A 12,848-nucleotide genomic window follows, 5' to 3' on the forward strand; every position below is an offset into this window, starting at 1 on the left:
ACTTGCAAAATAGCAATAGCTGCGGCATGAATAAAGCGATTCAGTATTTGCGTCGGCTATCCATATACAGGCGGTTGTAAATGGCGCTGCCGTTTTTTCAAATAATATTTTGGTCCTCGTTGCATGGAAACAACATCAATTTTCAACGCTTCATTTTACAGCCAACATTCCTATCATACCATTCTTAAATACATACAGCAATTGACACAGTACAGCTGTTTGGGTACCGTAATATTGTATAGTTTAGAACAAACAACTGCTATGAAAAAGTTCGTCCTGCTCCTGTGGATACTGGCGGCGATATTGCCAAATACATTTGCCGCAACAATACCTGCAAGCACATACACTGCTGCATTTAATCCTACTGATACGAAACCGGCAAAACAAGAGCCCGATCCCGGCGCGGCTTATTTGCAAAAGCATCCAAAACTGCAGCAGGATTTGCTGCAGTGGACACAAAAAAAGTGGGTGCAAAAGTGGATGGCCAAAGCCGATAAAAAACAACGCACCAAAGACGTTATGGGAACCGTTGCCCTTGTTTCGGGCATCCTGTTGGTGGTGGCGCTTTTTACTGTGCCGGCGGCGGCTTTGCTGCTGGTGCCTGCTGCTTTGGTTGCCGGTATCATTGGCATTTCCAAAAACCCCAATCGCAGGTCGTACTGGTTTGCATTGACCGGGTTGATTCTGGGCGGGCTGTACGTGGTGCTGTTGCTGTTATTGTTGGCCGCCGCACTTGCATGGAGTTATGGTTGGTAAAAAAATAGTGTTGGCACACAAACAAAGGCTGCCCCGAACAAGGGCAGCCTTTGTTTGTGCAGCATTGAATGTAAAGAAGCATCAGGCTTTTTCCCAGGCGGTTTCTGCAGTGGCTTTTACCTGGATGGTGCCATTGGATGAGAGCACCACATTTTTCAACGTGTAATAGCCAGGCGACAGACTGTCCGGAACTTTCAGTCCTTCCACCAGCACCTGTGCAGGGATAGTGCCGCCATCGCCGCAGGTTACGGTTTGCTGCACCTTGATGGTGCGCATGGGACAGAAATACAGCACAATGCCTTCGGGCTCTTTATCGAGCCGCACCGGCGAGAGGGATGCCAACACCGTTTCGCCATGGGTCAATTTTTCTTCGCGCATTTTTTGTTGCAGCACATGGGGTTGCGAGTAAGCGGTGGTGGTTACCTGACGTTCGGTTTGCGGACTGTTGGCGCGGGGCCGGGCACCAAACAATTTTCGAAGCAGCGAGGTGTTTTCTTCTTTCATCGTTCATAGTTTTTGTACGTGAACAATAGGCGATAGCGGAGTGGTTCATGCATACGCTTTTGTTGCGGAAATGCCGGGCCTTACTGCCCTTTTAAAGTTGAGAACCTGTTGCCGTTGCTGACGATGCCGTTGGTAGATGCCGGTTAGCCGAAGAAATAACTGCGTGCCGAGGGTGTGGTACAATGCCCGTTGTAAAAGCTTAAACAAGGAACACTGGCTTTCGTTTTTTTACAACAATAAGTTAAGCAAAGTTTTGCAGGCGCAAAAGCCCCTGCGGCAAATTTTATTTGTGGTTGTTGGTGTTGCTTCAGTTTTATGCTTTGGTAAAAAGCATGCAAACGATTTTAGTTCAATACAGCAAAGCGCCAGGCTTGCAAAAGCCGCTAAACAATGTTATTTTAATACGTACAGCCCGTGCATCGTATAACAGCAGCGCCCCACCTGTACTGCTGCACGCACTGCCTGTATGGCTATAGCTGACGCTTTAAACCACCGCCATATGCACCTGCAAGCCACCACCGCGCTGCCCCGGTTTATGGGGAGCCCAACCGACGCAAAACTTTTTGCCGAATTAAGAAAGAGAGTGCAGCAGGCACTTTCCGCTGCACCACCCCACCGGCAGCGGTGGGCTCGTGCCAAAGCTTTTGTACTGCCGCTGCTGTACTTGGGTTTTTATGCCCTGGGTTTGGTTGCTGAAACCTATGCTGTTTTCCTGACGGCATATATAGGCCTTGGGCTGATGCTGGTGATCATTTTTGTAAACCTGATACACGAAGCCTGCCACGAGAATTTATTTCGTTCCAAACGGTTGAACCGGCGGTATCTGCTGGTGTTCGACCTTATTGGCGCCAACAGTTACATGTGGAAACGGCGGCATGTGCGGCTGCACCACAATTACACCAACGTGCAAGGCTGGGATAGTGATATTGAAAAATGCCGATTTTTGAAAGTGCATCCCGGCGACCATAAAAAGTGGGGCATCCGTTATCAGCACCTGCTCATTTTTTTGTACCCGCTTTTTATTACTAACTGGTTTCTAATCCGCGATTTCAAAGACTTTTACAACGCCGGTACTATTGTGCGTAAACTGGGCCCACCGCCGCTTGTTGAACACTTGAAACTTTTTTTCTTCAAGCTTTTCTTTGTGTTTTATTTATTCGTGGTGCCGCTGTGGCTTACACCTTTCAACTGGCAACAAATTGCCGCCGCTTTTTTACTCATGCTTTTTATTGCGGGTTTGTTTGCCCTGCTGGTGCTGATACCGCCACATGTAAATACCAGCAATTTATTTCCGGAAACCGACAGCAACCTGGAGCTGCAACAAAGCTGGTTCATGCATCAAATGCTCACTACCAACGATGTGGTGGGCGATAATTGGTTTACACGGCATGTGTTGGGCAACTATAACTACCACATCGCACACCATTTATTTCCCAACATCAGCTATGTATATGCAAAGGAAGTGACCGCCGAGATCCAAAGCTTTTGTGCCGCAAAAGGAATTCCATACCGGTCGTATCCGTTGATGTACACGTTTGTGCAACACTGCCGCCTAATTCGCCGCAATGGCAAAGCGCTGGAGTTATTGGAGGATGACCTGTAACCAATGTAACCCTTATGGACAATCGATTTTGTTATGCCGATGTGCATTGCCATCCCAACCTGAAAACATTCGGGCACAGTTTCGATAAGCAGCGCTCCTCCCGCAGTTGTATGTGGCAGCCAGTGCCGCCTTCATTATACCGGCGCATGGTGCAGCGCTATACGGGCATCACCAAATTTTCGCAAACCGATTTCAGTACTATGGCCCATGCCGGGGCCCGCGTGGCTTTGGTTTCCTTATATCCGTTTGAAAAAGGTTTTTTTACACATAAAAAAATATGGCCGCCGCTGGCGGCTTACCTCGCCGATTGGGGTATTGAAATCGGATATCAACGCGTTAGGTACCTGCAACAGCATAACAACTATTTTACCGACCTGTTGGCCGAATATGAATTTGTGCAACGAAGCGTTCGGGAAAAGGCCGTGCATGGAACAGGCCACCGCTGGCAGCTTACCGGCAACTGGGCTGATGTGGCCGGAGCACTGCAACAACCCAACACCATTGCAGTGGTGCTGACCATTGAAGGAGCGCATGTGTTTAATTCGGGTTTGCAGGAATATGGTGTGCCCATTTCCGAGCCCGAAATTTTAGCCAACATTTCGGCTGTAAAAAAGTGGGCGCATGTGCCCTTGTTCATTGGGTTGGCGCACAACTTCAACAACGATCTGTGCGGGCATGCCCGAAGCCTGCAGCGGTTGGGTAAGCTGGTGGACCAGCAGTTGAACCTGGATAAGGGCATTAGTACAATCGGGCAAAAAGTGATTCACGCCCTGCTGGATACTGGTAATGGCCGGCCGATTTACATTGACCTGAAACATATGAGCCTTGCTGCCCGGCTGGAATATTATGCACTGCTGCAACAACATTATGCCGGCAGGCCCATTCCGCTGGTGGCCAGCCATGCATCGGTTACCGGCCGGCAATTGGATGGCGAAAAAAAGGCAAATGGCGGAGCGGATATTTTCAATGAATCTGACCTTAATTTTTTCGACGAAGAAATAGTGCTGATTGCACAATCGGATGGGTTGATTGGCCTGCAAATGGACCTGGCCGTGCATACCGACCGGCAAAAAATAAAACAATACTGGCAACAACAGCCACATGCCACTGCCATTCAAAAATCGGCACAAATTATTTGGAACCAATTGCAGCATGTGGCCGCCACCTGCGACCGAATGGGCCTGCCCGGTTGGAATTGCTGCGCAGTGGGTTCCGATTTTGATGGCAGCATTTATCCGTTGCCCGGTGTGCTTACTGCTGCAGGCCTGGAGCCGTTGGCAAAAGCACTGGTGCCTCTTGCCGATAAATTTCTCAAACGCCGCCATTTGCATTTGGCCGTAAACCAACAGGTCGATGCCGAAGATGTGATTGATCGTTTTATGTATGGAAACACGATTCGGTTTTTACAGGCGTTTTATCACTAAGCCTGTATTGTCTGTGCGAAGGTTTTAGAGTAAAGGCGTTTGTTTAAACAAACGCTTTTACTTCAACGTCCCTTTATTGCTTTTGTCCCAAACAAAAAATCACGAAATCACCAGTCTGTTCCACCATTTTGTATTGCTTGTTCAGGTGCTGGTCAAAGCTTGGCATTTCGGTTTGTATGTGTTGGTAATGGTTGGCGGCAATGCCCAGCCATTGTGCGCCCTGGCCCACCAAGCTATCCAGTTGGCGGATGCATACAGTGCCATCAGGGAAAAAGCCCGGCGGCATATGGTTGGTAGTGGGCGGAAAAACCCAGCCCTTTGCCTTGCTGTGCCACACGCCGGTGGGGCTGCCCATATCGTGGGTTACGGTCAGCACCAGGTCGTTGGGTTGGGTATGCTGTTGCATGCCCTGCCCCATTTTATAATTCACGGTATTGCTTTCCGAATCATAGAGTTTTGGCAATAGTAAAAAATTGCTGCCGCCAATGGCCAGCACCAGCGCCGCCAACACGGCTCGCTGCGCCTGTTTGCCGGGTGCCCAACTGGCCAATGCTACAATGCCGCGGGCTGCAAACGCAACAATACACGGCGTAAAAATGTGGAAGTTCCAGGGGTTCCAATACAGTTCTTCGGTGCCGATGATGTAGAAAAATGCCAGTCCTGCGCCGTACGGAAAAAACATCCAAACGGGGCTCAGGAAATTGCTTTCCTGCGCAGGTCGTTCAATGCCCCATTTACCCTTAAGTGCCACCAGTGCTCCTGCAATGCCCAATGCAAAAACGAGCACACCCCAGAACTGCGGCGCAAACCTGCCAAACAGCGAACCAAGGTGAAATTTCTTGCGCAGCATGTCTGCAAGGCCCAGGTCCCACAGCCAGTTTTGGGCACCTGCAAAATGATAGGGCGGATAAGAAACCGACAGGTGGCGGGCCCACAAATAATACGAAGCCACCGGCACAATCATCAAAAGGGTCAATCCAAAAAACCGCAACAGTTGCTGCGCACTAAGCTTGCCATTTTGGTACAAATAAGCCACTACCAGGTAAGCCATGGGCAACAGCATGAGCATGCCGGTTATTTTGGTTAAAAAACCAAACGTGCCGGTAATGAGCGCCCACACCAAATATTTAGACTTGTTGGTGTGCAGGTGGGCTGCCAGCAACCAGGTGCTGGTAATGACCAGCGATACCATGGCGGGATCGGGCAGAAAAGAGCGATCCATAAACACTGCAAATGGCGTAAAGGCCATAACAGCCCCAGCGGTCAATGCGTGTTTGCGATCCCAAACAATACGCACCAACTGGTGCAGCGCAAAAATGCCCCACACGCCAAACACCACTGCCACGCTACGGCCAATCCAGTCGTGCTGGCCAAAAATTTTGTACAGCAAAGCGCTGATGTAGGTGATGGTTTGAAACTCGCGGCCTTGGTAGCTGGGGCCGGGGCCACTCCAGTTTACCTGCGGAAAAAAGATATTCCAGTCGGTGGTAAAAAAGTTTTCCGCCATCATAGCCGTGCTGGCCTGGCGCCATGCAAAATCATCGTTGAACGGCTGCCCGATGTGGAGCAACCGCAGTATCAGCCCTGTCAATAAAATACCGGGCAGCAACCATGTCTGCCGGTTCACATTGGTGTTCGTCATAGCGTCGGGATCGTTAATGGATGGGCTTAAAGATATTGGGTGCCCGTGCAGCAGGCAAGCGGTGCGTCATATTTATATATAAACAATTTGTATAAAAAAATAATAGGAGTGCATAAATATGATGATTGTATGCACTTTGTTTTTTACTCCTTGTGCACACTATATTTCTTAATGTGCTGATTCAATGGAATATTCAACAGGTAACGGTTCCGGATTTTGTGCCTGCATTCATTTTACCCTTTCACTTAATTTTTCCACTACATATTTTAGCAATGCCTCCCCCGCTCCGTACCTTTGCCCACTATGCAAGACTACCTGAAGGGACTGAACGATAACCAACGCCAGGCGGTAACCACCACCGAAGGGCCATTGATGATTGTAGCCGGCGCAGGCTCCGGCAAAACCAAAGTGCTCACCACCCGCATTGCCCACCTGATGGCCAATGGCGTGGATGCATTCAACATACTGGCGCTAACATTTACCAATAAAGCCGCTGCCGAAATGAAGGAGCGGATTGGCCATATATTGGGCACCGGCGAAGCCCGCAACCTGTACATCGGTACGTTTCACTCGGTGTTTGCCCGCATACTGCGCGGCGAAGCGCACCGCCTGGGCTATCCCAACTCGTTTACCATTTACGATACCGACGATGCCAAAAGCGTGATCAAAACGGTGGTGCAGGAGCTGAACCTCGACGTGCAGCACTATAAACCCAACGCCTGCTACAACCGGATTTCCAGCGCAAAAAACGCATTGGTGGGGCCGGCCGAGTACGCCAACGATTACCACATTCAGCAGGAAGACATGCGGGCCAACCGCCCCATGATGGGCCAGATCTATATGGCCTATGCCAAGCGTTGTTTTAAAAACGGCGCCATGGATTTTGATGACCTGCTGATTAAAATGTACGAACTGCTGAAAAGCTTTCCGGAGGCGCTGCACAAGTACCAGCACAAGTTTAAATACATCCTCATCGACGAGTACCAGGATACCAACCCGGCGCAGTACGAGATTATCAAACTGCTGGGTGCGGCGCATGAAAATGTTTGCGTGGTGGGCGATGATGCGCAAAGTATTTATTCGTTTCGCGGTGCTACCATCCAGAACATTCTGCAGTTTCAAAACGACTACGACGATGTAAAGGTGATCAAGCTGGAACAAAACTATCGCTCCACGCCCAACATCCTGAACGTAGCCAACGAGATCATTAAAAACAACAAAGGACAGATCCCTAAAACGTTGTTTACCGACCAGCCTAGCGGTGATAACATCAAGCTGGTGCGCACCCAAAGCGACAATGACGAAGGCAAGTTTGTGTCGGACTCCATCATGGAGCAAAAGCTGCGCAACCACTACACCAATAAGGAGTTTGCCATCCTGTACCGCACCAATGCGCAAAGCCGCTCTTTTGAAGAAAGCTTGCGCCGTGCCAATATACCGTACACCATCTTTGGCGGCATTTCGTTTTACCAGCGCAAAGAGATCAAGGACTACATTGCTTACCTGCGCCTGATTGTGAACCCACAGGATGAAGAAGCGCTCAAACGCATCATCAATTATCCTGTTCGCGGCATTGGTAAAACCACTATTGATAAAGCAATATTGTACGCCAACGACCAAAGCATTTCAATGTGGCAGGTGCTGGAAAGTGCCGCCTACCATGGCTTCAAAGCGGGCACGCTGCAGGCGATTGATGAATTTGTTACGATGATCAAATCGTTTCACAGCATGCTGGGCAACAAGAATGCATACGACATTGCATTTCATGTGGGCAAGCAAACAGGTTTTGTAAAAGAACTGTTCAACGATAAAAGCACCGAAGGCGTACAGCGTTACGAAAACGTGCAGGAGTTGCTCAACTCCATCAAAGAATTTATTGAAACGCCATCGAACGAAGAAAGTGGTGAAGTAGGCGATAAAAGCCTGAGTGCTTACCTGCAACAAATTACGCTGCTGACCGATTCCGATCAAAAAGACCCGAACGCCGATACGGTTAAACTAATGACCATCCACGCGGCGAAAGGTTTGGAGTACCCGGTGGTATATGTAGGTGGTTTGGAAGAAGGACTTTTCCCCAGCGGCATGAGCATCAATACGCGGGAAGAGCTGGAAGAAGAACGCCGACTTTTTTATGTGGCTATTACAAGGGCTAAAAAGAAATTGTTTCTAACGTATGCGAACACACGATATAAGTTTGGTTCGCTAACGCAAAATGAACCCAGCCGGTTTATCGACGAAATGCCGCAGGATTTGCTGGACCGTTCGTATGCCGGTGGTGGATTGAAAAACCAGTCTTCGGGATGGGGCTCAGGCAGTGCATTTGACCGCATGCGCAAAACAGCACCCGAACCTAAAACCGAACGCACCTTTGTATCGGCAGTGGCAGCTGGTGCAGTAAAGGGAAAAGAAGTAACACATACGCCATCGGCCAATTTTGTGCCGTCCGATCCTGCACAATTGCAGGAAGGTATGCGGGTGGAGCACCAGAAGTTTGGCTTTGGCGCGGTAGTGAAACTCGAAGGATCGGCACACAACCCTGTGGCGACGATTAAGTTTGATCAAAATGGCGAGAAAAAGATCATGCTGAATTATGCTAAGCTGATGATCGTTAATGCATAAAAAAGTTCGATTAAATCATATACAATAAAGCGCCTCCAATGGGGCGCTTTATTGTTTTTATAAAATGTTTTTAAAATAGAAAGTAGGTGCTTTTGAATGCAATGTCTTACTGGTATTCAAAAGTTGTTTTGGTTGTGTAAGCATGCTTGCTTACACCGCCTTTAAAAGAGCGGTAGTGGCGAGTTACTTCTGTTGGATAGCCGTCTGCATCGTACTTGTATTCCGACTTGTATGGTGTTGCGTCGGGGTAGCCGGCGTGAAAATATTTATACTCATTTACTACGTTGTTCTGGTTCATGTTCGATAAGTACAAATCGGGCAGGTTGAGGAATCGATATGGGTTGATGCCATCGTCGTAATCGCTCATGCCGTTCTCTTCCTGGAAGTTGGTGCGGGTAATGTTATAATCCTGCACATTGCCCAATCGGAAATTCCTGTTGTGAAAGATCTGGTAGTGATAACCGGGCTTGGTGTAGGTGTAAGTAATGCCCATGCCCGTAGCTGGTGTGCCCAGGTAAGTAACTGCTCCGGTTACCCGTTCAGCGCCCTGCTGGTGGTCGATGCCGGTAACGCGGTTGGCTGCATCGTAGCTGAATGAGGTGGCCCATGTTTGTACTCCTTTTTCATCAAAACGCTTAACACTGGCCACGTTGCTGCCGCTATAAGCAAGGCGTTCGGTAATGCCTCTTAAAATGCTGCCGTCCTGCTGCCGAAATGCATATTGCACTTCGGTAAGCTTGCTGCCATTGCCGTACAGGTACACCTTTTTGTGGTCGGGCACATATTGGTTGTTCACCATTTTAAGCGTGGTTTCCGATTTCAACAGTTTGGCGCTTTTTTCGGTGCTGAATGTGTAAATGGTATCCAGTTCCAAATCGGCAGCGGTCAGGGATAATTCACTCCTGGTGCCCCATTTGGTTACTGTAAGTGTAAAGCGGGTAGCGGCTTTCAGCAACTTGATGTCGTTAATGCCGGCTTTGAGGCTGGCGTAAGTGGTGGTTTGTGCGCCATTCGAAGTGTAGGTTGTAATAGCTACTGATCCGGTGGTGTTTTCATATACCAAATCGCCTACTTTGATCTGTACTCTTGCTTTGATAGTAGCAAAAGGGTCGGTGTTCGATTGGTTGTGATCAAAAGCACCTGCGGGATAACCAAACTGCGCAGGCTTTTCACCTTCGGCAACTTTTAATACTTCAACCGGTACAACAGTTGTTTCGGTTTGTTTTACGCCGAACGAAATAGCCAATGGATGTTGCACTCCTTGCGCTTTTGCCGACCCGGCCATGGGTGCCGCAAAGCGGGTGTAAGTGTTGCCGTGTTCCAGGCGAAACGAAGTGAGCTTGTACTGGCCCACGGGCAGCGTAAGGTTTTGTGTAATTACCTGTTCGCCAATTTCAATAGTCAGTTGTTTGTCGGTAAGCACTGCTTCGCCTTTTTCGTTCACTACAGTTACTACCGCATGCAGGCTGCTGGGGTGGTAGGGCTGGCCGGTTAAATTGATCTGTGCAGCAAAACGAAATTGCGCCGTTGCCGGAGCCGGTGTGTCGCCTTTGCCGGGAACGGGCTTTGGCAGGTCTTCTACTTTGGAGCAGGATGCAAAGAGCAGGACAAAGGCGAACACGGCTACAGTTAGTTTTGAAAAAATGAGTTTCATGGTTTGCTTGTTTAAATGGTTTTGGTTGATGATTTATAAGTAGTACCCTATGCGGTGGAAAAAGGGTTGGGTGGGTTTGTGGCCATTATGGAAACTTTAACAAATGGAGCCGATAGACTTTTTTTCGCTAGCGCTTTTTTGTAGGATCAAACCTATTGCAGCAGCTGAATAAACCGGACGAAGCAGTGACCAAACGGATGATGCAAGCCGCGAAGCGTTGTTTTTTATTTCCGAAGTGAATTGTTTGAAGCTGGCCGAATGGAGCGATATGACTAAAAAAATAGATGGTGGATCAGGCGTTTGACAAAAAGGCAGGCTATCTGCCGAACGCATTTATTCCTGCAAACTTTGCATACTGATTTCTGCGCATTTACATTTTCATCAACCATTACATTGTTTCAATAATTCCTTCAAAAACGTCTAAGCGTTTGAGTAACAAATTCTTATCAGCAAAGGAAAACTGGCCATCCTGTTTTAACAACCCTACGACTATTCTTCCCGATTTCGAAACTTTATGATGGCGTAATTGTTGCTAAATTTGTAGTCTTAAAAGTTAAGAGTATGATCAAGACTGGAAACCCCGTTATCAGCATATATACCGAAATGACGCCCAACCCGGAAACAATGAAATTTGTGGCCAACAAACTTCTGTATCCTGGTAAAAGCATCGATTTCCCCGATGTGGAAAGTGCCCGTCCTTCGCCGCTGGCAACCGAGCTGTTTGGTTTTCCGTTTATCCGCGCCGTATTCATTGCCTCCAATTTTGTAACCCTTACCAAAACCCCTGAAACACTTTGGGATGATGTGATTCCATCCATCCGCCAGTTTTTAAAGGAGTATCTGGAAGAAGGCAAAGGCGTGATCAATGAAGACGAGCTGGCACAGGTAAAACAGGAAAGCTCCAACGAAGTGGCGGCCGATGATGATGACGTGGTAAAACGCGTTAAAGAATTACTGGAAAACTATGTAAAGCCTGCAGTGGAAATGGACGGCGGCGCTATCCAGTTTAAAAGCTACCGCGAAGGTGTGGTCAACCTGATGTTGCAGGGAAGCTGCTCCGGTTGCCCATCGAGCATGATCACTTTGAAAGCCGGTATTGAAGGCATGATGAAGCGCATGATTCCTGAAGTAAAAGAAGTGGTAGCCGAGGCAGAGTAAAGAACTGAGATTAATTTGATTTCAATCGATTTTATAGGAAAGGCTTCGCCGAAAGGCGGAGCTTTTTTTTATGGAGTTGCAAAATCAATTTTTTATAATGCCCACTTACTGACATCTTGCAATCGCTATCAACCATCATCTATCAACAATCAACTCCCTCATGTCTTTTCCCGAGTTTTGGCAACAGTTTGTAACCGGCATGCAGCAAACCACTCTGCTGGAATATGTTGCCGTGGTGATGGGTATTGTATCGGTTTATTTTTCGCGTAAAGAAAATATTTGGGTGTATCCCACCGGGCTGGTCAATACAACCATTTATGTGTACCTCAGTTTTAAATATCACCTGTTGGGCGAAGCGGCGGTTAATTTTTATTACACCATTATGAGCGTTTATGGATGGGTGTTATGGGCCCGCCGCAACGACCGGCAGGAGCATGTGCTGCATGTTAGTTTTTCCACCAAACCGGAGCTACGTTTTCAGCTGCTGTTTTTTGCAACACTTTACCTTGTCATCTTCTTTGCACTTCGCTATTTAAAAGAAGCCTTTTATGCCGGTGCTATTCCGTCGGTTGATGCATTTGCATCGGCAACCGCGTTTACCGGCATGTACCTGATGGCCCGCAAAAAAGTGGAGAGCTGGTGGTGGTGGATCGCCACCAATGCGGCATCGGTGCCGTTGTATTTTGTAAAAGGACTGGTGTTTACATCGGTGTTTTACGTGGTGCTATTGCTGCTGGCCGTTTCAGGTTTGGCGGAGTGGAAGCGAAGGGCAAGAGTGGCAGGTGCTGTGGTGCATGGATAGTGCGAAAGTCAAAAGGCAAAAGTCAAAACCAAAAAGTTGAGTGATGCGTTTATTAGTGCATCGTTGGTTGATAAAGTCCAGATGCAGCAACGGTGGTAAATAATATTGGGGCTTAGCCCAAAGTTGCTCGTAGTAAATGCTATCAGCAAAAAGCACAGTTGATGTGTGGGCAATTTGTAACCTGCCTGCTTGCTGAATAAAACACTTATCGTTTCCCTCACTTCAATCTTTCCCGGCCTATAAACCGGCCTCTGCCCAACAAAAAATCAATCGCCTTTGCTACATTTTTGTCGATGGTCGCTTCTGTTTTCAACCGCGAAATATACCGGACAATTTCTTTTTGCAGGGATGGGGGAAGTGCATCAAATACATACTTTGCTTCCGCATTTTTTGCCAGTGCCGCCACCAATTTTGGATGTGGTACTAATGATCTGTCTGTTGGGTCGTATTCTATACTAATGACTACCGTTTCTCCGATCCTTTTCGGCGAGTTTTTCAGCATGATTGTATTGATATACAACCGCCAACTGCCTTCGTATTTGACCAAAGTTTGCTGATAACTCCCGTCGTTTACAGTGCCGCGAATGGGAATCGGCCCTTTGTCGGTGCCTGCTTGCTGAAAGATGTCGTTCAATATTTCAGCCGGTACAAAAACAAACGGATTGATACCAATGATGTGCATCTCA

At 48.0% G+C, this 12,848-nt stretch carries 10 protein-coding genes; 6 read left to right on the plus strand and 4 right to left on the minus strand.

The window, feature by feature from the left end:
- Nucleotides 1–261: 261 nt before the first annotated feature.
- Nucleotides 262–756 carry a hypothetical protein gene (locus tag EPD17_RS05345; RefSeq protein WP_132052386.1) on the plus strand — a complete coding sequence of 165 codons (495 nt, stop codon included), beginning with the start codon at nucleotides 262–264 and terminating at the stop codon, nucleotides 754–756.
- 81 nt (nucleotides 757–837) lie between these two features.
- On the opposite strand, the gene EPD17_RS05350 is transcribed toward EPD17_RS05345, so the two are convergent.
- Nucleotides 838–1,260 carry a hypothetical protein gene (locus tag EPD17_RS05350; RefSeq protein WP_132052388.1) on the minus strand — a complete coding sequence of 141 codons (423 nt, stop codon included), beginning with the start codon at nucleotides 1,258–1,260 and terminating at the stop codon, nucleotides 838–840.
- Between the two features lie 499 nt (nucleotides 1,261–1,759).
- Between EPD17_RS05350 and EPD17_RS05355 the strand changes: the two genes are divergently transcribed.
- Nucleotides 1,760–2,863: a fatty acid desaturase family protein gene (locus EPD17_RS05355; RefSeq protein ID WP_204743313.1), complete on the plus strand. Its 1,104-nt coding sequence runs from the start codon at nucleotides 1,760–1,762 to the stop codon at nucleotides 2,861–2,863.
- A gap of 14 nt (nucleotides 2,864–2,877) precedes the next feature.
- A complete protein-coding gene (locus EPD17_RS05360; protein WP_132052390.1) occupies nucleotides 2,878–4,287 on the plus strand; it encodes a membrane dipeptidase in 1,410 nt (469 codons plus the stop codon).
- Nucleotides 4,288–4,360: 73 nt separating this feature from the next.
- On the opposite strand, the gene EPD17_RS05365 is transcribed toward EPD17_RS05360, so the two are convergent.
- Complete coding sequence (locus EPD17_RS05365) at nucleotides 4,361–5,929, minus strand: ArnT family glycosyltransferase (RefSeq protein ID WP_132052392.1); 1,569 nt, start codon at nucleotides 5,927–5,929, stop codon at nucleotides 4,361–4,363.
- A gap of 303 nt (nucleotides 5,930–6,232) precedes the next feature.
- Between EPD17_RS05365 and EPD17_RS05370 the strand changes: the two genes are divergently transcribed.
- Complete coding sequence (locus tag EPD17_RS05370; RefSeq protein ID WP_114237294.1) at nucleotides 6,233–8,548, plus strand: ATP-dependent helicase; 2,316 nt, start codon at nucleotides 6,233–6,235, stop codon at nucleotides 8,546–8,548.
- Between the two features lie 106 nt (nucleotides 8,549–8,654).
- Here the strand turns inward: EPD17_RS05370 and EPD17_RS05375 are convergent, their stop codons facing one another.
- Nucleotides 8,655–10,202 carry a hypothetical protein gene (locus tag EPD17_RS05375; RefSeq protein WP_132052394.1) on the minus strand — a complete coding sequence of 516 codons (1,548 nt, stop codon included), beginning with the start codon at nucleotides 10,200–10,202 and terminating at the stop codon, nucleotides 8,655–8,657.
- Between the two features lie 561 nt (nucleotides 10,203–10,763).
- Between EPD17_RS05375 and EPD17_RS05380 the strand changes: the two genes are divergently transcribed.
- Together EPD17_RS05380 and pnuC are read left to right on the plus strand one after the other, a co-directional pair.
- Nucleotides 10,764–11,360 (plus strand): NifU family protein, encoded by a 597-nt coding sequence (locus EPD17_RS05380; RefSeq protein WP_114237289.1) that lies wholly within the window; start codon nucleotides 10,764–10,766, stop codon nucleotides 11,358–11,360.
- A gap of 160 nt (nucleotides 11,361–11,520) precedes the next feature.
- Nucleotides 11,521–12,162: a nicotinamide riboside transporter PnuC gene (gene pnuC, locus EPD17_RS05385; RefSeq protein WP_132052396.1), complete on the plus strand. Its 642-nt coding sequence runs from the start codon at nucleotides 11,521–11,523 to the stop codon at nucleotides 12,160–12,162.
- Between the two features lie 217 nt (nucleotides 12,163–12,379).
- Here the strand turns inward: pnuC and EPD17_RS05390 are convergent, their stop codons facing one another.
- Entirely contained in the window at nucleotides 12,380–12,796 is a 417-nt protein-coding gene (locus EPD17_RS05390; protein WP_240040749.1) for a YdeI/OmpD-associated family protein, read from the minus strand.
- Between the last annotated feature and the right edge of the window lie 52 nt (nucleotides 12,797–12,848).

It is taken from the genome of Pseudocnuella soli (assembly GCF_004347775.1).
In the GTDB taxonomy this organism is placed as follows: domain Bacteria; phylum Bacteroidota; class Bacteroidia; order Chitinophagales; family Chitinophagaceae; genus Flavisolibacter; species Flavisolibacter aquaticus.